This is a genomic window from Curtobacterium sp. 179-B 9B NHS (genome assembly GCF_045370965.1).
In the GTDB taxonomy this organism is placed as follows: domain Bacteria; phylum Actinomycetota; class Actinomycetes; order Actinomycetales; family Microbacteriaceae; genus Curtobacterium.
Genome location: NZ_JBIQDQ010000009.1, coordinates 59,472 through 81,593 on the forward strand (window position 1 = coordinate 59,472; position 22,122 = coordinate 81,593).

Consider the following 22,122-nt stretch of genomic DNA (forward strand, 5'->3'; position numbering starts at 1 on the left):
CTCAGGCGCGGGTCTGGCCGCGGAAGTCGGCCGCAGCGGCGTCGAGCGCCTGCTTCGGGGAGATCTGGCCCTTGTAGGCCTTGATGAGGTAGCCGCTCAGGACGGTCTGCAGGATGGCTGCGTTCGCGCTCTGGTGCTGCGAGGGCACCTCGTCGATGACCGACTCGTAGACGCCGAACAGCTGCTGCCCGCCGAAGTACGGGTCGCTCAGCGCTGCGAGCCGCGGGTCGTCGTACACCGAGCGGAGCGTCGGCAGGTACCCGAGGTCCTCGTACCGCTTCACCTGCTGGTCGGGGTCGAGGTACGCGGCGAGCACGAGGTCGATGCCGGCCTGCGTCAGGGGCTTGTCGCGGAGCACCGCGAAGCCCGTCCCGCCGCCGACGCTCGTCGTGCTCCCGCCGCCGGCGAACCGCGGCAGGTTGCGGACCCGCCACTTGCCCTCCTGCTCGGGCACGTTCGGCTTGATGCCGTAGCTCGCGTACCAGGAGGGCATGTCGACCGCCAGGATCGTGCCGCCCTTGAGCCCGGACTGCAGGCTCGGGCCGTACATGTCGGCGACCGTGGCGATCGCGCCGGACTGCACGCCGTCGACCAGGAACTGCAGGGTGCGCTCGGCCTCGGGCGTCTGGATCGCGATGTCGCCGGACTCGTCGTACAGGTCGCCGCCGCGCTGCAGCAGCAGGATCTGGTAGCTCTGCAGCGTGCCGCCGGGGTCGGTGACCGCGACCGCGTGGAGCGCGACACCCTTGCTCTTGTTGAGCTTCGCGCCGACCGCCATCGTCTCCTCCCACGTGGCCAGGTCGTCGGGGATCCCGAGCGCCCGGAACTGGTCGGCACGGTGGTAGTAGACGCAGAGCGGGGTGTCCGAGTCGAGCGCGTACAGGCGCCCGTCCTTCGAGAACGGCGTCAACCGGGCGCTGATCAGGTCGTCCCGCTTCGACGCGACGGACGACGACAGGTCGCTCAGCAACTCCTTCGCGATGTCGCCGCGGAGCATCCGGCAGAACGCGCCGATCTCGAGACCGGCGACGTCCGGCGTCCCCGTCCCCGCGACCGCCTGCGCGATGAGCTTCGTCGGGATGTCCGCCGCCGCGATGGTGGTGATGTCGAGGGCGTAGTCGAACCGCGACTTCCGGTCAGCGACCGGGAGCGCCTCGGTGAAGAACTTCTCGTAGCCGGGGTCGTGCGTCCAGAAGGACAGGTCGGCCCTGCCCGAGCGGACCGCCGCGGTCGACTGCGGCGAGCAGGCGGCGAGCAGCCCGCTCAGTGCGAACGCACCGCCGGCGGCGGCGCCCCAGCGGAGCAGGTCGCGCCGACTGGGCGCTCGGTGACCGTCACGGACGGGAGGCACGGCTCCCGTCGTTCCGGGAGGTCGCGTTGGTACTCGGGTCACGTGCTGACTCCTGACGTCGTCGTCGGGGTGATCGATGGGTGTCGGCGAGCGCTCGTGAGCGCTCACCCGCGGGACCGACGCGAGTTGCGCCTCCCGGCCGGGTTCAGTCGATGGGGCGGAGGTGGTGGCGCTCGGCGGAGGGCGGCGCGCTGGTGGCGCGCGTGATCAGCTGCCCCGGGAGCATCCGGTGCCGCTCGGCGGGCGGGTGGCCGTCGAGGGTGCGGAAGAGGCGGTGCATCGCGAGACGGGTCGACTCGTCGAAGTCCTGGCGGATCGTGGTCAGGGGTGTCGGCAGGAAGGCGGCGATCGGCATGTCGTCGAACCCGACGATGCTGACGTCCTGCGGCACGGACAGCCCGGCCTGCTGGATGGCGGACATGGCGCCGATCGCCATCTGGTCGTTCGCGACGAAGACCGCGGTGACGTGGGGACGGGCGAGCAGCGACCGCATCGCGTCGTGGCCGCTCTGCGGCGACCAGTCCCCCTCGACTGGTGCGTGCTCGGCGACACCCGCGTCCTGCAGGGCGGCGCGCCAGCCCTGCTCGCGGCGGACGCTCGACGTCCAGTTCGCCGGACCGGCGATGTGCCACACGGTCTCGTGACCGAGGGCGAGCAGGTGGTCGGTCGCGGCGAAGGCGGCACCGCTCTCGTCGAGACCGACGGCCAGCGTGTTCTCGCGGTCGGCGACGTCGGGCGGACCGAGCGTCAGGACCGTGACGCCGGCCGGCATGCGCAGTTGGTCCATCTGGTTCTCGACCGGCTCGGACAGGACGATCGCCTCGACGCCCTGCTCGACGAGGGAGTCGACCGCTGGCTGGAGCTCCTCGGCCGAGGCCGTCACCGTGCGGACGATCGACAGGGCGTAGCCGTTGGAGCGGCAGGCCTGCTCGACGCCGGTGAGCATCGCGGTCGGGCCGTACAGGTCCGTGCCGATCGTGATGATGCCGACGCGGCGGGAGCGCTGGGACTTGAGGGTTCGTGCGGCGGCGTTCGGGCGGAAGCCGAGCTCGGCGATGGCGGACTCGACCTTGGTGCGGACGGCCTCGGTGACGTGGGGTTCGCCGTTGACCACGCGCGAGACGGTCTTCTGCGACACACCGGCGAGGGCGGCGACGTCGGTCATCGACGCTGGGCGGAGGCGGCGCACGGGGGCGGTGTCGCTCATGGGCCAGCTCCTTCGCTGCGTCGGGTGGTCACCCGCTGAGCGGGTGTGGAGCAAGACAACCACGCGGCTGACTACGTAGTCAAGAGGGTTTCGACGGTGCGGTCGCGAGGCCCCGCTGCCGCGGTACGCTCAGCCGAGGAACGACGAGCGACGAGCGACGACCCGAGGACAGGGAGACGAGATGACCGCGGACCACCGAAGGGTCGGACCACGCTCGAGGTCGGCCTCGGCATCGTCGCCGGAGCGGATCCCTGACCGATGCGGACGGTGAGGGAACACGTCCGTTCGGTGACCGCGGTCGTCACTGCAGCGACAGCGGTCGTCATCATGACCGGTTGCAGTGGAGGAAGCCGCGTGGACTCGGAGAGCAACGGGGCCGTGAGCACTGCCGAGGCCCGGCAGTCCGTGCAGGACATCGTCGACCGGACTGCCTCCTCACTCGAGGGCGACTGGGAGGTCTACAGCGGGCCCTCGGTCGAACAGTGCAGCAAGAGCGACGGCAGCGACGGCGCTGCCTACAGGTACATCACGGCTCTCGCGAAGCCGACCGGTGAACCCGAAGCGGACATCGCCGTCGTCGAGAAGCTGTGGGAGGAAACCGGGATCACCACGCAGCCGTACGAGAGCGGGGGCGACGACCCGATCCTCGGTCTCCGCGGCGCAGGTGGCCCGACCACGTCCATCAGCTTCCTGGCGGACACCCGTCGGTACACGGTCTCAGCAACGTCCGAGTGTGCTGACGGGGACGCCGTCGAGATGCAGGGCAACGGGGAGTGACGAGCGGCGGAGATCCTCGACGGATCAGTGCGGCCCGAGCAGCTCGACCCCGTAGCTGACGACGACCGCCCGCAACTCCTCCAGGTACGTCTGCGCCTGCTCCGTCAGGGGCACCGAGGAGTGCGCGATGCACCCGATCTCGATGCGCTCGTCGACGTCGAGCGGGATGGCGACGATCTCCGGGTCGAGGTCGTCACTGATGAGCCCGGTCGAGATCGTGTACCCGCCGAGCCCGATCATGAGGTTGAAGATCGTCGCCCGGTCCGACACCCGGATCTCCCGCTTGCTCGACATCGTCGACAGGATCTCCTCGGCCAGGTAGAAGGAGTTGTTCGCGCCCTGGTCGAACGTCAGGCGCGGCAGTTCGGCCAGGTCGTCGAGCGTCGCCCGCTCCTGCGACGCCAACGGGTTCCGCCGGGCGACGAAGACGTGCGGCTGCGCGACGAAGAGCGGTGTGAACACGACCCCGGCGTCCCGCATCAGCTTGCCGAGGACCTGCCGGTTGAAGTCGTTGCGGTAGAGGATGCCGAGCTCGCTCCGCAGCGTCCGGACGTCCTCGATGATGTCCCACGTGCGGGTCTCGCGCAGCGAGAACTCGTACTGGTCGGCGTCGGCGCCCTCGACCATCCGCACGAAGGCCTCGACCGCGAACGAGTAGTGCTGGGCCGACACCCCGAGCAGCCGGCGCGAGGCCTGGCGCCCGACGTACCGCTGCTCGAGCAACGACACCTGCTCGACGACCTGGCGGGCGTACCCGAGGAACTCGACGCCGTCGACGGTGAGCACGACCCCACGTGCGGACCGGGTGAAGAGCGGCCGGCCGATGCGAGCCTCCAGGTCCTTCATCGCAGCCGACATGGTCGGCTGCGAGACGTAGAGCAGGTCTGCGGCCGCGCTGATCGATCCTTCGGAGGCAACCTCGATGAAGTACCGCAGCTGCTGCAGGGTGATGTCGTTCGCAACGCGAGCCATAGGAACAGGCTATGCGACCGCATAGCGTCTCGGTATTACCTGATGACCCGCGCCTCCCGTCATGATCGGAGGACCCTTCCCACAGTGCCCGCGGGCGCTCGACGACCGGACTCCGGACCATGGCGAACGACATCACCTTCAGCATCAGCAGGACACGCTTCGACGAGGACTACTCCCCCGCCGAGAGCTCCCGCCTGACGACGAACTTCGCGAACCTGGCCCGCGGGGAGCACCGCCAGCAGAACCTCCGCGACGCGCTCGCGCTGATCAACGGGCGCTGCAACGACCTGGCCGGTCACCCGGACGCGGATCGCTACCGCGTCGAGCTCGACATCGTGTCGGTGACGATGCAGTTCGAGGACGGCGGTCTGGTCGAGCGCTTCCCCTTGATCGAGGTGCTCGACGTCACGATCGTCGACCAGCACTCCGGCGATCGCCACCAGGGCATCGTCGGCAACAACTTCTCGTCGTACCTCCGCGACCACGACTTCGCCGTCCGCCTGCCGTCGGCTCCCTCGCTCCCCGCGGACTTCGGGCTGCTGCACGGACAGCTCTTCCAGCACTTCCTGCGGTCGGACGCGTTCCGGTCGGAGTTCGACGCGGAGCCCGTCGTCTGCATCAGCGTCTCGACGAGCCAGACCTACCGGCAGACCGGGTTCGTCCACCCGGTCCTCGGCGCGGAGTACGCGCACGAGCACTCGTCGCTCACCGACGACTACTTCGGTCGCATGGGCATGCAGGTCCGGTACTGCATGCCGCCGGGGTCCAAGGCGCCGCTCGCCTTCTACTCGCGCGGCGACGTCCGCACCGACTACTCGAACCTCCAGTTGATCGGCACCATCGCCACCATGGAGACGTTCCAGAAGATCTACCGGCCGGAGATCTACAACGCGAACGAGGTCGCGCCGAGCACCTTCCGCCCGACACTCGAGCACGACGACTGGACGTCGACCGGCATCGCCTACGACCGCGAGGAACGCAGCCGCCTCGGCGTCACGCAGGGCCGGTGGACCGAGGAGCACCTCGTCACACCGCACCGCGACTTCCTCGACCGCTGGCTCGCTGAGCAGACCGCACACGCCGACCAGGCTCTTCCCGCCGCCCCCGCTGCCCTCACCCACTGACCGACTGGACCCCCACGCGCATGAGCACGCTCCTCCCCACCGCGATCGTCGGCAGCCTGCCGAAGCCCTCCTGGCTCGCCGAGCCCGAGCGACTCTGGTCCCCCTGGCTGCTCGAGGGTGACGCCCTCGTCGAGGGCAAGCAGGACGCGCTCCGCTCCGCCGTCCACGAGCAGGAGCGCAACGGCATCGACATCGTCAGCGACGGCGAGCAGACCCGGCAGCACTTCGTCACCACCTTCATCGAGCACCTCGACGGCATCGACCAGGAGCGCAAGGAGACCGTGCGCATCCGCGACCGCTACGACGCCGCCGTGCCCACGGTCGTCGGCGCGGTGAGCCGCCCGGAGCCGGTGTTCGTCGAGGACGCGAGGTTCCTCCGGGCCCAGACCGACCGCCCGATCAAGTGGGCGCTCCCCGGCCCGATGACCATGATCGACACGCTCTCCGACCAGCACTACAAGAGCCGCGAGAAGTTGGCGTGGGAGTTCGCGACGATCCTCAACCAGGAGGCACTCGAGCTCCAGGAGGCCGGCGTCGACGTCATCCAGTTCGACGAGCCCGCGTTCACCGTCTTCCACGACGAGGTGCAGGACTGGGGCGTGGCCGCACTCGAGCGCGCCGCCGAGGGCCTGCGCGCCGAGACCGCCGTGCACATCTGCTACGGCTACGGCATCGAGGCGAACAACCGGTGGAAGGAGACCCTCGGCGCCGAGTGGCGGCAGTACGAGCAGTCCTTCCCGCTCCTGCAGCAGTCCTCGATCGACATCGTCTCCCTCGAGTGCATCCACTCACACGTCCCGCTCGAACTCGTCGAGCTCATCCGCGGCAAGAAGGTCATGCTCGGCGCGATCGACGTCGCCACCGAGCAGGTCGAGACGCCCGAGGAGGTCGCCGCAGTCCTCCGCCGCGCCCTCGACCACGTCGACGCCGACAAGCTCATCCCGAGCACGAACTGCGGCATGGCACCGCTGGCGCGTGGGGCGGCCCTGCAGAAGCTCGGTGCGCTGTCCGCGGGTGCGGACATCGTGCGAGCCGAGCTCGCGAGCGTCGCGGTGCCGGCAGCGCGGTAGTCCCCTGCTCCGCAGGACGGCTCGCCCCAACAACGGGGCGAGCCGACCGCCGTGTCCCCGCCTGCGCTGGTCCCGATCCGGCCTGGAGGCAGGGGTCGCTCCTGGCGGGTCGGTCACATGTGTGGGCACCTGCGCGTCGGCGCGGGGCTGGCCGCCAGCCAGCTCGAGTTGGTCACCTCCTGACCGCCGCGGCTCATCTCATCGACGTCGCTCGCCACGCCCTGCGAGCTCCCGTTCGATGACGGCTGAGGCGATGCGGTCCGGAGTGAAGAGCCGCTGCGCCAAGGCATGTACGACCGCCGTCACGCCACCCGCAGACACGATGGCAGCACCTGCAGCACGTACCTGTCCGTTGATCCAGATCGTCGCATCCCGTCGTTGCCAAGCAACCGTCCGCGCCGGGTCGTCCAGGTCTCCCAGAGCCCAATCCGCATATCGGCACAGGTCCTCGAACGTCGACCAGACGCCCCCTGCAGCTGCATAGGGCGACCCGGTCATCGTCCACGGCTTGACGGGCCGACCAAGCCTCCGCGGCACGACTCTGGCTGTCTCCAGTGGAGCTGTCGTGGCCGTGGTGATGCCCGCTGGCTCGAGGACCTGCTTCCGTACCGTTCGGAACCAGTTGCCGTCGACGTCGTCGAGTAACTCACCGAGCAGGGCGTAGCCGAGGTTCGAGTACGCAAACTGTCCGCGGTCTCCGCTGCGAACGATGCTGTCCGGATCCAGAGGGGCTCCGATCGTCGGAAGGTACGGATCGCGGAACGGCACCAGTCCCATACCGACGTGCAGGCGAGGGAGTCCCGAGGTGTGCTCAATCAGGTCTTGGACGGTGAAGTCAGCCCCCGGGAACCGGGGCGCGAACTGACGGACCTCGCGGTCAAGCGGAAGCACCATCGTCGCAGCGGTCCCCACGAGTCCCTTGGTGATACTTCCCCACTCGACCAGAGCAGCCCTTGCGTACGGCCCGCTGGCGGGACGCACAGAACGCCAGCTCCACTCGTCGCCGATGCTCGCCCGCCAGTGTCGCCGTACTCTCAACAGGTCTCTCATCAACTGTTTCCTCTCGACAGCCGGCCAATGCGCGGCGTAGCAGGGCCGCCCGGCGGTGCAAGCGCACCACGTGATGGTTCACGAAGAGAAGGTCGTACGCCGCCATGACGAGCGCGAATGATGTGAGCCCCATCAGCACTGCAATCGCCAGATGGAACGTCAGCATCACCGCAACAGCCAACGGTCTTCCTTGGCGGAAGAGCACGAGCACTGGGAAGAACACCGATGCGAGCACGGTCGCGTACGCGCCGATGACGAGAACCCAATCCGATTGCAGGACGAACGGCGTCACGCCGGGCAGGAAGAACTCCGGAACGCTCAGGATGTAGTACAGCGCGATTCCGTCCTGCCACAGCTGACCCTGGACCTTGTACAGGCCCGCCATGAGGTACACGACCACGACCTGCGTCACGAGCAGGAGGAGTCCGGTGTTGTTGCACACGCTCGCGATCACCCCGACGGGCTCGGAACGGATTCGACGAACGGTGAAGGCGGAGTAGCACCGCGTGAGGAGGAGGAAGCAAGTCGCCGTTGAGGCGAGCGCGTCGCCGCCGTCCATGAGCCCCGGATTCGCCATGTACAGCGACCAGATCAGGACCCAGTGCACCGCAAGGAGCGCGCGACCTCCGACGCCGAGCATGACGAGCACCGCGATGACAAGACCCGCATGAAAGAGAAGCTCGAAGACCCACGGATCCTCGGACAAGCCGTACAGGCTCCACGTTCCGATGCTTGCGGCGGAATCTCGGATGCCCGCAGTGCCGTACACACCGTCAGGACCGAAGAGCAGAAGACGGTCGCTGTACTGCCCGACGTAGATCGACACGGATACCAGTCCGAGCACAGCACGGAGGAGACTCAGGGCCTCGAGCGCTCGAGGCGCGTCCGTCATCCACTCGATGACGCTGACCAGTCGACGCCACAAGAGATGCGTCACAGTCGGATCCACGCCGAGTCGATGGTGCTCGGCTGAGCGTCGCGAGGTGCTGACCCTCGCTGCGACCACGGAGGCAACGCCTTGGTCACGTAACGGAGCTGCACCGCGGTCGGCCGCTGATCGTCGCGTCCACAACCGACAGTCAAAGCCGCGTAACGAGCGAGCACTTCCTCCGCCTGACGCCGAACGCGTTCATCCGGCGGCGCCAGGTCCGCCTTGTGCTTCTTCAACAATCGCTCGGTCAGGTCGTCTTCTGCGAACCGCTGCAGCACCGCACTGCTCACGATTCGACTCTCGCGCGGTGGGAAGAAGCGGCTCGCTTGAGTACGAACGATTGCCTGCGAGGTGATGTCCCTCCAGTCCGTCGCATTGCCGTTGCATTCGAACCGCGCAATGACCCCCCGTTCATCACTGACCGGATCAGGAGCGAACAACTGCCAGTTCTGGGAGAAGTACGGGTTCAACATCGAAGCGGCACCACCGACGTCGAACTTGATCGGTGTCAACGGCCCCGCCAGAACCATCGCCATGGCTCCGAAGGTGGCGACCAGAGTGAGGCCGAGCGCAGCAAGCACCGTCCGTCTCATTGCTGTCCCTCCGACGGAGACGGGTCCAGCGCTGATGCCGGACCCGCCTCACCTGGTCACCGGTCGAAGTACGCTTTCTCTGCCTCCCACGACCCCTCTGGGGTGCCTGCGGCGTACCCGAGCACGCTCGCCATGCGCGCGACGTTGCCCGCAGCTCGCGGCGCATGAGCGGCCTTGAACCCCGCCCACAGCGCCTTGGCGACACCCCCCACCCCTCGCGGACTCGCTTCGGCCGCTGCAGTCTCCGAAGAGCCAGCCTTCACTGCCTCCGTCATGGCGCTCGTCTTGCTGTACGAATCAGCCTCTGCGGGTGCCGCGAGGGCGACGACCGCCCCCAGGGCGACGAAACCACTTGCGAGCGCCACAGTCGTCTTCCGGTTCATGGTGCAACCCCTTCTTGTCGATTGATACATCAATACCGGAGCTGCCGGTGTGCTGTATAGCTTGCAACTGCGATGGTCAACCCCTCGAGGCGTGCCGCTCGAACCCGTCGAGCTCATCCGCGGCAAGAAGGTCATGCTCGGCGCGATCGACGTCGCCACCGAGCAGGTCGAGACGCCGGAAGAGGTCGCCGCAGTCCTCCGCCGCGCCCTCGACCACGTCGACGCCGACAAGCTCATCCCGAGCACGAACTGCGGCATGGCACCGCTGGCGCGTGGGGCGGCCCTGCAGAAGCTCGGTGCGCTGTCCGCGGGTGCGGACATCGTGCGAGCCGAGCTCGCGAGCGTCACCGTGCCGGCAGTGCGGTAGCGGCGCGGCTCCAGACCGGTCTGGAGGCACGGCTCCGTCCCTCGACGAACGTGACGATCGACTGCTTCACCTGCTCCGGGCTCCTCCCGCAGCGCTCGGCCCGCCGCGCGACCACTGACACAAGCAGGTCAGGCTGGGAGCGTTGACTACGCCCATGATCACCAAGAGCACGATCCACGAGATCGAGAACGCGCCCGTCAAGGACCGCGACGGCGCATCCGTCGGCAAGGTCGCGCAGGTGTTCCCCTCCACCGAGGACGGCAGCGCCGCGTTCGTCAGCGTCGCGACCGGACTCCTCGGGGGTCACACCGTGCTCGTCCCGGTCGAGGACGCCACGTTCGACGGCACCGACCTGCACGTCGGCTACTCGAAGAGCGCGATCAAGGACGCACCCTCCCCGGGAGCCGGGAACACCGTGACCGACACCCAGGCGAATGCCGTCCGCAAGCACTTCGGGCTGTCCCCCGCGGGCAAGGCGACCGGCGACATGGGCGACCCGCACGAGAACCTCGACCAGGCCGGTACCGGTCCGGCGGGCGCTGACGACACCGAGGGCGCGGGAGCGACGCCGCCGGCATGAGCGGCACCAGGACGAGCGACGACCGCGACGTCTTCGCATCGGAGGTGCGTGGCACCTTCTTCCGCGCGGTGGATCCACGCTTCCGCGCATCCGTCATCGCAGGGTCACGGTCCGCAGGTCGGTACTCACGACCTGACGAGCCCACGCTGTACCTCAGCTCGTCCGTCGCGGGCGTGGAGGCAGCGCTCGTGGCGCATCCGGACACGCGCGCCACGGAGCCGGTGATCGTCGAGGTGGACGTGGTGGCGCCCCGGATCGTCGACCTTCGCGACGCGACCGCTCGTGGTGCGGCCGGGGTCGACCTCGAGGACGCGACCGCGCCGTGGCAGCAGGTCGTGGCCGACGGAGGCGTCCCGGCCTCGTGGCAGGTCCGAGACCGCCTGGTGGCACTCGGCGCCGACGGCCTCATCGACCCGTCGCGGAAGCGCCCGGGCCTCTGGCACCTCGTGTTGTTCCGCTGGAACACCGATGGTGCGCCGCAGGTCCACGTCCGGACAGGGACCGGCTGAGATCGTTGCCGGGTTCGACGACACGCAGGTGACACTGATACTTCGCCGTTCTCCGCCGGGGGCGCTAGCGTCGTCGGCATGGACAGTGCGGTGGTGTTCCCGATGGCCCTCGAGATCGGGGCGGCTGCGCTGGTCACGTGGCTGACGTGGCGGGCCGCCATCGGCTCCCTGCCACGGAACAGCCTCGCCGGTGTCCGGACATCAGTCACGATGTCGAGCGAGGCGGCCTGGCGGATCGGCCATCGTGCAGCGCTGCGCCCGACGATCATCTCCGGCCTCCTCGTGACGGCGTGGTGCGCCATCAGCATCGGAGTTCCGGCACTCCGCACGCCTGCCGCCGTCCTCGTCGCCGCTGGCCTCCTCGTCGGTGGAGCACTCCTGTCCGTCCCGGCTGCCCACCGCGCCGTGCGCCGAGCATTGCCCGAGGCCGGAGGCGACGGCTCTCACACCTATGGCTCCCCCGCGACCCCGCCGCCCGTCTCGAACAGGAGGGACCCTGACGACGCCGGTACGGTCGAATGATTCTGTGCACGTGGGTGTCTCATCCCGAGGTGACCGTCGATCCGACCGTCCGGATCCCGGACTGGGGTCTGTCGCCGGTCGGACGGGCCCGCGCCGCACGCATCGCGACGCTGTTCCCCCAGCCTCTCCGCATCGTCAGCAGCAGCGAACGGAAGGCCCTGGACACCGCCGAGATCATCGCCGGACAGTCGGACTCAGAGTTCGAGATCGACGAGGACCTCGGCGAGATGGACCGCAGCGCGACCGGCTACCTTGACCCCAGCGAGTTCGAACCGACCGTCGACGCGTTCTTCGCCGAACCGCAGCGGTCCGTCCGTGGTTGGGAACGCGCGATCGACGCCCAGAGCCGTGTCGAGCGCGCGGTCCGACGCATCGCGGCACAGACGCCTGAGCGGGGCATCGCGTTCATCGCTCACGGCGGGGTCGGCGCACTCCTGCTGGCGAGCCTCCGACGCGAGCCCATCAGCCGCGCCCTCGACCAGCCCGCGATGGGCAGCTCCTTCGCCTTCGACCCGCAGGACTGGACGGCGCTGTCGTCGTGGGAGCACGTCCGCTGAAGCGGTGCGTGGTCCCGTCAGCCCGGGCCGGCGTCCGTCACTGCGGGACCGCAGAGCCGCAGCAATCCGCCCGGTCCAGAGCTGCTTCGAGACGCGGGCGAAGGGTCACCGCGAGCGTTTCCGTGATGTGGTTCGCGTCCCGGTAGGCGAGCCGGTTCCAGATCACGGGAGCACACTGGTCATCGCACAGCCAGCCGACCGGGTCGATCAGCGTGGATCGTGTCGATCGGGCGGCCGCTGCCTCGGCGGCACGTGCGGCATGGTCGATCAGGCGTTCACGCGGCTCTGCGACGTCCGGAACGCTCTTGAGCGACGCGGACAGAGCTCGGTTGGGCGTGGTCGACCACGCGGGGGTGTCCTGCAACACGACCGTCGATGCGCCGGATTCCTGGATCCTGTGGATGGTGCGCTCGAGGGCATCCTGCCACGTGTCCGAGAACGCTCCAGGACGCGCCGTCAGGGGCGCGGTCAGGTTCCCGGCGTTGCCGAGGACGACCAGCGAGGGCCGCAACTGCGCGATCTTGTCGAGCGCGTCCTTCCGCCATGCGTCGCACTCGCGGTAGTCGCGGTCGAGATCCGAGGAGCGGACCGGGATGTCGGCGCTCGGGCACGAGGACTTGGTCATGGTGATCAGGCGCATGTCTCGGTCCGCGGCCCAAGCTCGGAGCGGGCTGAACCACTGCGCTGCGTGCGAATCGCCGAAGAGGACCACGGTCCGCGGCCCGGAACCGAAGCTGCATCCTCGGGTGGTCGTCGCTGCGAAGCCTGCGTGGCAGCCGTCGGCGTACAGCGGTGACAGATCAGCCGATGCGCCGGCGAGGCTCGGCTCGACGTTGGACGGCACCACGCCCGCGGGGCGGGGGCCGGCGAGCACGTCGGCGCGCGTCGGGGCAGCGATGCGATCGTTGGTGTGCAGGGGCGGAATGGTCGACACTCCGAAGCAGACCGCTGCCCCCGCGGCGACGACGGCGACGAGCGCGCCAGAGCGGCGCCACACGCGTCTCTCGTTCCCCGGGGTCGCCGACCGGCGCCCCCGTCGGGACCTGGACCAAGCGGCTGCGCGGACCTCGAGCACGGAGTGACCGAGCCAGCCGAGGAGCACCGAACCGACGACGGCTGCAGCGCTCTCCCAGAAGTCGAGCGAGCGATCCCTGGCAAGCACCGGGATCGTCATGAGCGGCCAGTGCCACAGGTAGATCGAGTAGGAACGGTCACCGAGGCTCGTGACCCACCTCGTGCTCAGCAGACGGCGGACGGGCGACTCCACCGCGACAGGGGCGATGACCATCGCCGCGCCGGCGACAGGGACGAGGGTCGCGAGTCCCGGGTAGGTGACGTCCTCGGAGATGAGCCCGAACGACAGGGCGATGAGCAGCAGACCGATGACCGGGATCCACGCGGACACCAGGCGGACGACGAGAGGACCCGAGGTCGCTGCGCCGCGGTGTTCCGCCGCTCGTCGGGCGAGCGTCGCGACCAGGGCACCCGCCGCGAACTCCCAGGCGCGGGTGTGCGGCCCGAAGAACGCCCACGAACCGCTGGTCTGCGACACGAGGACCATCGTCGCGAAGCTCACGACGACGATGCCGCCGAGGATCACCGGCAGGACCCTGCGAAGCGAGCGGGCCGCGAGCACCGCCGTCATGAGGATGCCCCACACCAGGTAGAACTGTTCTTCGACCCCGAGCGACCAGAACTGCTGGAAGGCACTCGCACTGTGCGTGGCGAGGTACTGCGTGCCGGTCCAGGCCAACCACAGGTTCTCGACACCGACGAGCGATCCGAGCGACTCGACGCGGATGACGGTCCGGTCGAGCGGCGGCAGGACGGCCACGGAGACGAGCACCGTGACGACGACCGTCACGATCGCCGCCGGCGCCAGGCGGGTGAACCGGTTCCGGTAGAACCTGGCGAGCCTGATGCGCCCGGTCCGCGCATGCTCTCGGAGCAGGTTGCTCGTGATCAGGAACCCCGAGATGACGAAGAAGACGTCGACGCCTGCGAATCCGCCCCGCAACAGCGGGACACCGGCATGGAACAGGACCACGCCGAGGACGGCGACCGCTCGGAGCCCCTGGACGTCCGAGCGCCACGATTCACCTTGCTGCATACATGCAGTATACAGGATATCGCCGAAGGCACCGGGCCCAGGCGAGAGCAGTACGCTGCCGTCAGGGGAACGCGAGGGGGGAACCGTGACCACTGATCTTCGAGAACGACCGCCGGCCGGGCAGCTCGAGTGTCCCGCAGTGTCCCCGCCGAGGCGACCGTAGATGGACGACCAGGACACGAGCTCAGGCCTCCCGTACGACTCATGGCCGGAGTCGGAGGTCGACGACCAGCGCACCATCGCCCAGGTCAACAGCAGCCGGAAGGCCTTCCGCACCACGGCCAGGGCCGGCTTCATCATCGCGCCGGCGATGTTCCTCCTCCCGCTCGTCTACCCGCTGCTCGGCCTCGGGTGGCACTTCCTGCCGATCATCTGCATGACGGCGGCGTGGGCCGTGCTCGTCTCCGCGTGCTCGTTCGCCGCGATGACCGCCACGGAGCCAGCAGGTCACCCCTGGGTGCACCAGGTGTGGGCGGTACCCGCGGCCGTCCTCGCGATGTTCCCCGGCGGCATCGCCGCCTTCGTGCTGTACGGGTCGGTCGTCGCAACGGTCCACCAGGCAACGAAGTGACGGGCCGGCGCCGCTGCACCCGCAGGACCCGCGCCTCCCGGCCCGGACCGGAGGCGCGCGAGCGCCGCTGACCCGAACGGTGTGGTGCACCAGCCGTTGCTCGGTCGACGTGGGCGCTGCTATCGTTCGTCGGTCTGGTCCGACGACGGGGAAGGTGGCGACGGTGCCGCTCAGTGCCCCTCGTGGACTGTTCCCCACGAAAGCCGCGCCCGAGCTCGGCGGACCGCGGCCCGTCCCGCCCGGAGTCACGTCAACGCAGCACTGAGCTGATCGACACGGTCAGCCCTCCTCGCCGCGAGCGTTCTGCTCGTGTGCTCCTGCACGCCCGCGCCGCCGCTCGGCGGCGGTGCGACGACCTCACGGGAACACCTCCATGCGCTTCACCCCTGCCCGGCTCCGGGCTCCACTCGCGAGCCTCCACGAGCACCGCTTCGTCACGTTCGCGGTCCTGACCGACACCATCGGTGCCGGCCTCACGCTGCCGCTGACGATCGTCTACTTCACGATCACCACCGACGTGTCCCTGGCGTTGATCGGTGTCCTCTCCACCGTCGCATCGCTGGTGGCCCTCCCGATCGGACTCGTCGGCGGCGTCCTCACCGACCGGTTCGGTGCCAGGGCGTCGATGGTCCTCAACAACCTGCTCTCCGCAGCGGGCTTCACGCTCTACCTCTCCGCCCACGATCCGGTGGTGATCTTCGCGGCGATCTTCCTCGCCAATGCATCCGAACGGCTCTACTGGACCTCGTGGACCGCGTACGTGCACGACATCGCGGCGGGCCGCCCGTTCGAGCGCTGGTTCGCCTTCCTCGAAGCGACGAAGGCCGCCGCCCTCGGGGCAGGCGCGATCGTCGCTGCGGTCACCCTCGCGCACGGACACCAGGACGGGTTGCGGTGGCTGGTCCTCGCCAACGTCGTCACCAGCGTCGCAGCGGCCGTCGTGTTCGCCACGCAACGCACCGGTCGTCGTACCCCGCAGGCAGCGGCACCGACGGGAGCGGGACCAGCCGACGCCTCCGGGCCGCTGCGTGCCTTCGTCGCCGACCGGTCGATGCGTCTCATCGCGCTCGGCCAGTTCCTGATCGGCCCCGCCATGCTGCTGCCGAACGTCGCGTTCAGTGTCCTGTTCATCGAGCGGTGGGACATGTCCCCGGCGGTCGCACCCGTCCAGTTCGCCATCGCCACGGGCCTGTGCGCACTCTTCCAGACGTCCGTCACCCGGTGGGTCGCCGGGCGACGGCGCGGGACGCTCATCGCGCTCGGCGCCGTCCTGACCGCCGCGACGACGGCACCGTTGATCGTCCTTCCTCCGCTGCACGGACCGGGCGCGTGGTCCTACGTCGTCGTGGTCGCGGTCGTGCTGGCCGTGGCGGACATGATCTCCCTGCCCGCGGCGAACGCGGTCATGGCCGCAGCTCCGCACCCATGCATCCGAGGCCGAGCGATCGGGGTGTTCCAGACCGCGAGCTCGATCGGGATGGCACTCTTCCCGCTCACCCTCGGACTGCTGGACTCGCGGATGCCCTGGCTCCTGTGGCTCATCGCCACTGGTGTGTTCCTCGCCGCTGCCTGGGCCTGGCACGCAGCGGTCCGCGGACTGCCGCGCCGGGTCCAGGGAACGGGGTCGACCGACGTCGACGGGTGAGCAGGGTTCGGCCACTCGGACGGCTGGCTGTCCTGAGGAGGCCGGCTGCGGGTGGTCGCGCGTCAGCTGGTGGCCCCGACCGGCACGAGGACGACCTGCCACGGACCGGTCGCACCACGCTCCGCCGCACCTGAATCGGTACCGTGCAGGGGTGACTCCCCTGCGTCTGCCGGTCATCTCGTGCAGCCTCGATCCCGTCAGCACCAGTCGCCGGCTGGCCGAGCGGTCGGCGTCGCTCCTGAGGGCGAACGGTCACGGGTCAGAGGTCGTCGACCTGGCAACGGCACCGCTGCCGGCGTTCGACAACGACCAGGTCTTCGACAGCGACGCATTCGGTGCGCTGCACGATGTCATCCGGGAGTCCGACGGCGTGGTGCTGGCGTTCCCGATCTACAACTGGGCGCCGTCATCGGCGGTCAAGTCGCTCATCGAAGCCACCGGTGCGACGGGGGAAGGCCGGCGTGCTGCATGGTTCGACAAGGTGGTCACCTTCGTGTGCGCTGCCGGGCTCCCGCACAGCTACATGGCGACGGGCGCGCTCGCGCAGTCCCTGATGCTCGACTTCAAGTGCGTCGTCAACCCGTACACGGCGTACGTCGCGGAGCGGGACTGGGAAGCGGGGACGCTCTCCGTCGACAGGGCAGCGCGTCTGGAGAAGACCATGACGGTGCACGCCGAACTCGCCGGTCTCCTCCGCGACAGGACCTCCCTGTCGGACTGGGAGGTGTGAGTCCGACGACGGTCGCGCGGTCCACCGACCACCGTCTACCGGGATCCTCGCGATTCCGCGACGATGTACGGATGAGCAGACCCGTCAGGTTCGTTGCGCTGTTGTTCCCGAACGTGACACAGCTCGACCTGACCGGCCCGGTACAGCTCTTCTCCAGGCTCCCCGGCGCGACCATCGACCTCGCCTGGCACGACCGAGAGCCGGTGGGCACCGATGCGGGCTTCGCGATCATGCCGACGGTGACCTTCGACGAGGCCCCGCAGGCGGACGTCCTCATGGTCCCCGGAGGGCAAGGTGCCTTCGACCTGCTCGAGACCATCGGAGCCGTACCCGAGCAGGCGCGGGTGGTCCGCGACGTTCGGATCATCACGGGAGGCGGGGTGACCAGTGGTGTCGACTTCGCCCTCACGGTCGCCGCTGAGGTCTACGACGATGCCGCAGCCCGCGCTGTCCAACTGGCCGTGGAGTACGACCCGCACCCGCCGTTCGACGCTGGATCACCGACGCGTCCGGAAGCGGACGCCGAGCAAGTGCGACGAGCCGTTGCAGACGCGCGACGCAGCCGCGGACCGGTCGTCTCGCGAGCAGCATCCCGACTCGGACTGGCGTCCTGCTGAGGGGCCTCCGGGGAACGTCTCCGGCCGGGTCGCGTGTGGTGTCCGTCCTCGGATCGGCCGCGAGGTCCGTGCCGTGAGAGGGGCCCGGTCGACGACACCGTTCCTGACCATCGGCCTGCCGATCCGACGATCCGCACCGTTCTGCGTCGAGCAGGCGCATACTGCAGGGACCGGAGATCATGTTCGCGTCGTCGACGCTCGCCTTGTGGCTCTCCCACTCAGACAGGGGCCTCGCATGGCCACGTCCCGTATCCTCCGCCGCACCGCGTTCGCCCTGACCGGCATCGGCCTCGCCGCTTCGATGGCGATGATGTCGACCGCTGCGGCATCGGCCGCGACCGTGATCGACGGCCCGGTGAACCTCGGCACCGCGTCGACCTACGGTGTCCTCGGCGCGAGCGCCGTGACGAACACCGGCCCGTCAGTCGTCAACGGCGACCTGGGGCTCTCTCCCGGCACCTCGATCACCGGCTTCGGCGGTGCGCCGAACGGAACCGTCAACGGCACCACGCACCAGACCGACGCCGCAGCCGCGCAGGCGCAGCGGGACACCACGACGGCGTACGACGTCGCTGCGTCACTGTCCCCGACGCAGACCGGCCTCACCGAGCTGAACGGCCTCTCCCTCTCACCCGGGGTGTACTCCGGCGGGGCGCTCCAGCTCGCGAACAACGGTGCGTTGACCCTCGCCGGCAGCGCGGACTCGGTGTGGGTGTTCCAGGCCGCATCGACGCTGACCATCGGATCCGCCAGCCGGATCACGATCACCGGTGGTGCGAGTTCGTGCAACGTGTTCTGGCAGGTCGGCAGCTCCGCCACCATCGGCACCGGTGCCCAGTTCCAGGGGACCGTGCTGGCGCAGCAGTCCGTGACCGCCACCACCGGCGCCACCGTCGTGGGACGCCTGCTCGCCCGCACCGGCGCTGTGACCCTCGACACGAACACCATCACTGCCTCGACCGGCTGCCCCGCCCCGGGGACTCCGACCGTGACGACCGCACCGGTCATCACCTCCGACGCACCCGCCGCCGCGACCGCCGGGACGCCGTACTCGTACACGGTGACCGCGACGGGTACGCCCACCCCGACCTACACGGCGACCGGACTGCCCGCCGGCCTGACGATCAACGGCACCAGCGGCGTCGTCTCCGGCACGCCGACAACACCCGGCACGTCCACGGTGACGATCACCGCGTCGAACGGCACGCCGCCCGCTGACGTGCAGACCGTGACGATCACCGTGCGACCGGCTGCTTCGTCGACTCCCACGCCCACTGCGTCGCCGACCGCCCCCGCCAGCACCCCCGCTGGGACCCCGACAGGCGGAGCAGCTACGGGCGGGAACACCCCGACCGCTCCCACCGGCACCCCCTCAGGGAGCCCGACCGGCGGAGCGGCACCGGGCGGGAACACCCCGACCGGTGAACTGGCCTTCACCGGGAGCGACCCGGCGCTGCCCCTCGGCATCGCCGGAGTGCTCCTGGCAGCCGGCACGGCGATCACGCTGATCGTCCGGCACCGTCGTCGCACGAGCCGCATCTGACACGCAGCCGCCCCGGACCGCCACCGGTGTGGTGGCCAGGTCCGCGGAACGGCCGCGGACCCTCCTGCCGCACCGGCGACGAGGTCGTCGACGTCGAGCGGACAGCCGGCATCTCCCCCTCCCTGACAGGAAGCACCACCATGAAGACCGTCATCGTCCTCCTCACCCTCTGGCTGATCCTCGCCGTCGTCGGCTTCGCGCTGAAGGGCCTGCTCTGGCTCGCGATCATCGGCATCGTCCTGTTCGTCGGAACCGTGGTCTTCGGGGCGATCCGCCGCTCCGGGAACACGGCCCAGCGCACCGACTGATCGGGACGGACCAGTGCAGGATCCCCCACGGCAGCGAACCGCAGCCGTCGTCATCAACCCGGTCAAGACCGACCCCGCACGGCTGCGCACCCTCGTGGACGCCGAAGCGTCCCGCAACGGGTGGGCACCCACCCGATGGTTCGAGACCGCTGCGGACGACGACGGTCGCGCAGCCGCACGCGAAGCAGCCGAGTCGAAGCCGGACGTCGTCCTCGTCGCCGGCGGCGACGGGACCCTCCGTGTCGTCGCCGAGGAGCTCCGCGGCACCGGTGTCCCGGTCGCGCTCCTACCCAGCGGTACCGGGAACCTGTTCGCCCGCAACCTCGGTCTCACCCGCAACGATGTCGACAGTGCCGTCCGCGACGCCTTCACCGGCGCCGACCGGCCGATCGACGTCGGGCTCGCCGAACTGACCGACGTCGATGGATCAACGACCACCCACGCGTTCCTCGTCATGGCCGGTGTCGGACTCGACGCGAGCATGGCGGCGGACACGAACGCGTGGGTCAAGAAGCGGTTCGGTTGGGTCGCGTACTCGGACCCGATCGCCAGGTCCATCGTCGGGAACCGTCAGATCCCCGTCCGCTACGACATCGACGGCGCCCCGACCAGGACGATGCACGCACACACCATCATCGTCGGCAACTGCGGCACCCTCACCGCCGGCGTGCTCCTCCTGCCGCGCGCCGAGCCCGACGACGGCATCCTCGACGCCGTCGCGTTCCGACCGAACGGCTGGTTCGGCTGGACGAAGATCGGCTCCACCCTCACGCTCAACCGCTTCTTCTCGCGCACCGGGTTCGGTCGGCTCCTCGCTCGGTTGCTGCCGCGTTCCCGGGTGCTCCCGACCACCCGAGCGCGACGACTCCGCCTCGCGTTCGACGAACCGGAACAGGTACAACTCGACGGGGACCCGTTCGGTCGGGTGGTCGCCGTGACGTTGAGCACCCACCCTCACGGGTTGACGCTCCGCGCCTGACCGGCACTCGTCCGCGGTGGTCACGCGCCGACCGTGCGAAAGTCGTGCTCACACCACCACGGGGCAGTGCTCTCGGCCCTCCCCCGACATCCCTCGCCCAGCGGACGCGTCGAGGGTCCATGATGGGGCTGTGGCCACACACCCGCTCTGGCGGCCGTTCACCGCAGACGGCAACGCAGCCCGTCAGTCGCAGCGTGTCGCGTTCCGACAGGTCGACCCTGGCAGCCTCCAGGACCACGACCCACATCGGGCCGATGCGTTCGCGCGCGTACAGGACCTCGTCGCAGGTGCGCTCGGCGCCGATCACACCATCGCGCACGTCGGCTCGACTGCCGTTCCCGGGATGATCGCCAAGCCGGTCATCGACGCCGACCTGCTCGTGCCCGACCTCGGTGATGAACGCACCTGGCTCCCGGAGCTCGAGGCCGTCGGGTTCCGTCTGGTCTTCCGCGACGTGATCGCCGGTGACCCGCACCGGCAGCTCACCCTCGGCGATCCCAACACCAACCTGCACGTGTGGCAGCCGGGGGCAGCGGAGCCGCAACGGCATCGCCTGTTCGTGGAGTGGTTGCGATCCCACCCCGAGGACCGGCAGGTGTACGCGGACGCGAAGGCAGCGGCCGTGAACGCCGGCAACGGCCTGCGCTACAACGACGCGAAGGCCGCTGTCGTCCACGAGATCTACGAACGAGCCTTCGCATCGGATCCGCACCACGCCCGGGACGCTCAGCCGCGGCCATGACCACCCCCAGCCGTCCGTCGCCCGTATCGCGGCAGGTTTGGCCGATCGGCAAGCACTTGCCAACATGGCAAGTTTGTGCCAGGCTGGAACCCGAGAGGGGAACACCATGGACAACCAGAACAGCATCAGCCCGGCAGAGGCGCGGACGCTCCTCGACACCGCCGATCGCCTCAGTCGACGAGCGCACGAGTCCACCCGGTGGCCGTACGTGACGTTCATCCTCGCGCTAGGCACGGTGACCTCGTTCGGGACCCTCGGGATGGGCCTGACGACCGGCTCGGCCTTCGGCCTCACCTACGTCGGCACACTCGCCGCCTTCTTCGCGTTGATCGTGTTCTTCGCGGTGTCCATCCGCGGGCGAGCGGCCTTCGCGCGGAGCCGTCGATGGACGATCTACATCGCGAGCTGGTTCGTCACCTACGGGGCTGCGATCGCCGTCGTCGCCTGGGCGCACGGATCCGTCCTGTGGTCCGGGATCACGTCCGGAGCGATCCTGGCGGTCACGATGGCCTGCGCGTCGTACGAGGCACGACGATGACGACGACGAACCAGGCACCGGTCCATCCCCGTCACCGGCTCGACGGTCACTTGCTGAACCCGGTCCGCTTCTCGATCATGGCCGCACTCGACCGTGCCACCACGCTGGGGTTCCGCGAGGTCCGCGACGCCGTCGAGGTCACCGACTCGGCGCTGAGCAAGCAGGTCGCGCTCCTCGAGACGGCGGGGTACGTCGCCGTCGGGAAGGCCTTCACGGGGAAGACCCCCCGGACGTCGCTCACCGTCACACGCGAGGGCCGGACGGCATGGCGTGCGCACCTCGCAGCGCTCCAGCAGATCGCCGACCCGTCCTGATCCCTGCGGTCGTCGCACGCGCCCGGGGACGA

General features: G+C 69.4%; 25 protein-coding genes and 1 pseudogene. 18 read left to right on the top strand and 8 right to left on the bottom strand.

The features are described from left to right. Nucleotide 1: 1 nt before the first annotated feature. Both ACH0A8_RS09605 and ACH0A8_RS09610 read right to left on the bottom strand, forming a co-directional pair. Complete coding sequence (locus ACH0A8_RS09605) at nt 2–1,351, bottom strand: ABC transporter substrate-binding protein (protein WP_406907067.1); 1,350 nt, start codon at nt 1,349–1,351, stop codon at nt 2–4. 145 nt (nt 1,352–1,496) lie between these two features. After that, nucleotides 1,497–2,558: a LacI family DNA-binding transcriptional regulator gene (locus ACH0A8_RS09610; protein ID WP_406907068.1), complete on the bottom strand. Its 1,062-nt coding sequence runs from the start codon at nt 2,556–2,558 to the stop codon at nt 1,497–1,499. 288 nt (nt 2,559–2,846) lie between these two features. Here ACH0A8_RS09610 and ACH0A8_RS09615 point away from each other — a divergent pair, with 288 nt between their 5' ends. Continuing rightward, nucleotides 2,847–3,335, top strand: a complete 489-nt coding sequence (locus tag ACH0A8_RS09615; RefSeq protein ID WP_406907069.1) for a hypothetical protein — start codon at nt 2,847–2,849, stop codon at nt 3,333–3,335. Nucleotides 3,336–3,359: 24 nt separating this feature from the next. Here ACH0A8_RS09615 and ACH0A8_RS09620 read toward each other — a convergent pair whose 3' ends face one another. Next, entirely contained in the window at nt 3,360–4,307 is a 948-nt protein-coding gene (locus ACH0A8_RS09620) for a LysR family transcriptional regulator (protein ID WP_406907070.1), read from the bottom strand. A 119-nt stretch (nt 4,308–4,426) separates the two neighbouring features. Here ACH0A8_RS09620 and ACH0A8_RS09625 point away from each other — a divergent pair, with 119 nt between their 5' ends. Then, nucleotides 4,427–5,431 carry a putative oxygenase MesX gene (locus tag ACH0A8_RS09625; RefSeq protein WP_406907071.1) on the top strand — a complete coding sequence of 335 codons (1,005 nt, stop codon included), beginning with the start codon at nt 4,427–4,429 and terminating at the stop codon, nt 5,429–5,431. A gap of 20 nt (nt 5,432–5,451) precedes the next feature. Continuing rightward, nucleotides 5,452–6,501, top strand: coding sequence for a methionine synthase (locus ACH0A8_RS09630; protein WP_400430260.1), 1,050 nt, complete (start codon nt 5,452–5,454; stop codon nt 6,499–6,501). A gap of 198 nt (nt 6,502–6,699) precedes the next feature. Here ACH0A8_RS09630 and ACH0A8_RS09635 read toward each other — a convergent pair whose 3' ends face one another. From ACH0A8_RS09635 to ACH0A8_RS09650, 4 genes are all read right to left on the bottom strand, one after another. Next, nucleotides 6,700–7,413 (bottom strand): serine hydrolase, encoded by a 714-nt coding sequence (locus ACH0A8_RS09635; protein WP_406907072.1) that lies wholly within the window; start codon nt 7,411–7,413, stop codon nt 6,700–6,702. Then, a complete protein-coding gene (locus ACH0A8_RS09640; RefSeq protein WP_406907073.1) occupies nt 7,379–8,377 on the bottom strand; it encodes an HTTM domain-containing protein in 999 nt (332 codons plus the stop codon). The genes ACH0A8_RS09635 and ACH0A8_RS09640 overlap by 35 nt, the downstream gene beginning before the upstream one ends. 107 nt (nt 8,378–8,484) lie before the next feature. Further along, the gene (locus tag ACH0A8_RS09645; RefSeq protein WP_406907074.1) at nt 8,485–9,063 is read right to left on the bottom strand and encodes a DUF5819 family protein; all 579 of its coding nucleotides are present in this window, start codon (nt 9,061–9,063) and stop codon (nt 8,485–8,487) included. Nucleotides 9,064–9,131: 68 nt separating this feature from the next. After that, nucleotides 9,132–9,458 (bottom strand): hypothetical protein, encoded by a 327-nt coding sequence (locus ACH0A8_RS09650; RefSeq protein WP_406907075.1) that lies wholly within the window; start codon nt 9,456–9,458, stop codon nt 9,132–9,134. A 91-nt stretch (nt 9,459–9,549) separates the two neighbouring features. On the opposite strand from ACH0A8_RS09650, the pseudogene ACH0A8_RS09655 reads away from it, so the two are divergent. From ACH0A8_RS09655 to ACH0A8_RS09675, 5 genes and pseudogenes are all read left to right on the top strand, one after another. Continuing rightward, nucleotides 9,550–9,825: pseudogene (locus ACH0A8_RS09655) on the top strand (methionine synthase); the annotation flags it as partial. 154 nt (nt 9,826–9,979) lie between these two features. Continuing rightward, nucleotides 9,980–10,405 carry a PRC-barrel domain-containing protein gene (locus tag ACH0A8_RS09660; protein ID WP_406907076.1) on the top strand — a complete coding sequence of 142 codons (426 nt, stop codon included), beginning with the start codon at nt 9,980–9,982 and terminating at the stop codon, nt 10,403–10,405. Continuing rightward, a complete protein-coding gene (locus ACH0A8_RS09665) occupies nt 10,402–10,914 on the top strand; it encodes an RES domain-containing protein (RefSeq protein WP_311206624.1) in 513 nt (170 codons plus the stop codon). The genes ACH0A8_RS09660 and ACH0A8_RS09665 overlap by 4 nt, the downstream gene beginning before the upstream one ends. Nucleotides 10,915–10,992: 78 nt before the next feature. Then, entirely contained in the window at nt 10,993–11,436 is a 444-nt protein-coding gene (locus tag ACH0A8_RS09670) for an SdpI family protein (RefSeq protein WP_311206623.1), read from the top strand. Nucleotides 11,437–11,465: 29 nt separating this feature from the next. Beyond that, the gene (locus tag ACH0A8_RS09675) at nt 11,466–11,993 is read left to right on the top strand and encodes a histidine phosphatase family protein (RefSeq protein ID WP_406907077.1); all 528 of its coding nucleotides are present in this window, start codon (nt 11,466–11,468) and stop codon (nt 11,991–11,993) included. Nucleotides 11,994–12,030: 37 nt separating this feature from the next. Here ACH0A8_RS09675 and ACH0A8_RS09680 read toward each other — a convergent pair whose 3' ends face one another. Further along, entirely contained in the window at nt 12,031–14,103 is a 2,073-nt protein-coding gene (locus ACH0A8_RS09680) for an acyltransferase family protein (protein ID WP_406907078.1), read from the bottom strand. Nucleotides 14,104–14,266: 163 nt separating this feature from the next. Between ACH0A8_RS09680 and ACH0A8_RS09685 the strand changes: the two genes are divergently transcribed. From ACH0A8_RS09685 to ACH0A8_RS09730, 10 genes are all read left to right on the top strand, one after another. Next, nucleotides 14,267–14,674 (top strand): hypothetical protein, encoded by a 408-nt coding sequence (locus ACH0A8_RS09685; protein WP_251155710.1) that lies wholly within the window; start codon nt 14,267–14,269, stop codon nt 14,672–14,674. Between the two features lie 373 nt (nt 14,675–15,047). Beyond that, the gene (locus ACH0A8_RS09690) at nt 15,048–16,319 is read left to right on the top strand and encodes an MFS transporter (RefSeq protein ID WP_406907079.1); all 1,272 of its coding nucleotides are present in this window, start codon (nt 15,048–15,050) and stop codon (nt 16,317–16,319) included. A gap of 151 nt (nt 16,320–16,470) precedes the next feature. After that, complete coding sequence (locus ACH0A8_RS09695; protein ID WP_251155708.1) at nt 16,471–17,049, top strand: NADPH-dependent FMN reductase; 579 nt, start codon at nt 16,471–16,473, stop codon at nt 17,047–17,049. A 71-nt stretch (nt 17,050–17,120) separates the two neighbouring features. Further along, nucleotides 17,121–17,666 (top strand): DJ-1/PfpI family protein, encoded by a 546-nt coding sequence (locus ACH0A8_RS09700; protein ID WP_406907080.1) that lies wholly within the window; start codon nt 17,121–17,123, stop codon nt 17,664–17,666. Between the two features lie 235 nt (nt 17,667–17,901). Next, nucleotides 17,902–19,209, top strand: coding sequence for an ice-binding family protein (locus tag ACH0A8_RS09705; protein WP_406907081.1), 1,308 nt, complete (start codon nt 17,902–17,904; stop codon nt 19,207–19,209). A gap of 140 nt (nt 19,210–19,349) precedes the next feature. Next, a complete protein-coding gene (locus tag ACH0A8_RS09710) occupies nt 19,350–19,517 on the top strand; it encodes a hypothetical protein (RefSeq protein ID WP_200884112.1) in 168 nt (55 codons plus the stop codon). A 13-nt stretch (nt 19,518–19,530) separates the two neighbouring features. Further along, a complete protein-coding gene (locus ACH0A8_RS09715; protein WP_406907082.1) occupies nt 19,531–20,496 on the top strand; it encodes a diacylglycerol/lipid kinase family protein in 966 nt (321 codons plus the stop codon). A gap of 130 nt (nt 20,497–20,626) precedes the next feature. Then, entirely contained in the window at nt 20,627–21,238 is a 612-nt protein-coding gene (locus tag ACH0A8_RS09720; RefSeq protein ID WP_406907083.1) for a GrpB family protein, read from the top strand. Nucleotides 21,239–21,344: 106 nt separating this feature from the next. Then, entirely contained in the window at nt 21,345–21,776 is a 432-nt protein-coding gene (locus tag ACH0A8_RS09725; protein WP_251155705.1) for a chemotaxis protein CheY, read from the top strand. Beyond that, complete coding sequence (locus tag ACH0A8_RS09730) at nt 21,773–22,090, top strand: winged helix-turn-helix domain-containing protein (protein WP_406907084.1); 318 nt, start codon at nt 21,773–21,775, stop codon at nt 22,088–22,090. Before ACH0A8_RS09725 ends, ACH0A8_RS09730 begins: the two co-directional genes overlap by 4 nt. The last annotated feature ends 32 nt before the right edge of the window (nt 22,091–22,122 follow it).

Bases quoted from the DNA above. Each gene is read 5' to 3' on its own strand.
- ACH0A8_RS09610 (WP_406907068.1), bottom strand. From the start codon at position 2,558: ATGAGCGACACCGCCCCCGTGCGCCGCCTCCGCCCAGCGTCGATGACC.
- ACH0A8_RS09620 (WP_406907070.1), bottom strand. From the start codon at position 4,307: ATGGCTCGCGTTGCGAACGACATCACCCTGCAGCAGCTGCGGTACTTC.
- ACH0A8_RS09625 (WP_406907071.1), top strand. From the start codon at position 4,427: ATGGCGAACGACATCACCTTCAGCATCAGCAGGACACGCTTCGACGAG.
- ACH0A8_RS09630 (WP_400430260.1), top strand. From the start codon at position 5,452: ATGAGCACGCTCCTCCCCACCGCGATCGTCGGCAGCCTGCCGAAGCCC.
- ACH0A8_RS09650 (WP_406907075.1), bottom strand. From the start codon at position 9,458: ATGAACCGGAAGACGACTGTGGCGCTCGCAAGTGGTTTCGTCGCCCTG.
- ACH0A8_RS09660 (WP_406907076.1), top strand. From the start codon at position 9,980: ATGATCACCAAGAGCACGATCCACGAGATCGAGAACGCGCCCGTCAAG.
- ACH0A8_RS09665 (WP_311206624.1), top strand. From the start codon at position 10,402: ATGAGCGGCACCAGGACGAGCGACGACCGCGACGTCTTCGCATCGGAG.
- ACH0A8_RS09670 (WP_311206623.1), top strand. From the start codon at position 10,993: ATGGACAGTGCGGTGGTGTTCCCGATGGCCCTCGAGATCGGGGCGGCT.
- ACH0A8_RS09680 (WP_406907078.1), bottom strand. From the start codon at position 14,103: ATGCAGCAAGGTGAATCGTGGCGCTCGGACGTCCAGGGGCTCCGAGCG.
- ACH0A8_RS09685 (WP_251155710.1), top strand. From the start codon at position 14,267: ATGGACGACCAGGACACGAGCTCAGGCCTCCCGTACGACTCATGGCCG.
- ACH0A8_RS09690 (WP_406907079.1), top strand. From the start codon at position 15,048: ATGCGCTTCACCCCTGCCCGGCTCCGGGCTCCACTCGCGAGCCTCCAC.
- ACH0A8_RS09700 (WP_406907080.1), top strand. From the start codon at position 17,121: ATGAGCAGACCCGTCAGGTTCGTTGCGCTGTTGTTCCCGAACGTGACA.
- ACH0A8_RS09705 (WP_406907081.1), top strand. From the start codon at position 17,902: ATGGCCACGTCCCGTATCCTCCGCCGCACCGCGTTCGCCCTGACCGGC.
- ACH0A8_RS09710 (WP_200884112.1), top strand. From the start codon at position 19,350: ATGAAGACCGTCATCGTCCTCCTCACCCTCTGGCTGATCCTCGCCGTC.
- ACH0A8_RS09725 (WP_251155705.1), top strand. From the start codon at position 21,345: ATGGACAACCAGAACAGCATCAGCCCGGCAGAGGCGCGGACGCTCCTC.
- ACH0A8_RS09730 (WP_406907084.1), top strand. From the start codon at position 21,773: ATGACGACGACGAACCAGGCACCGGTCCATCCCCGTCACCGGCTCGAC.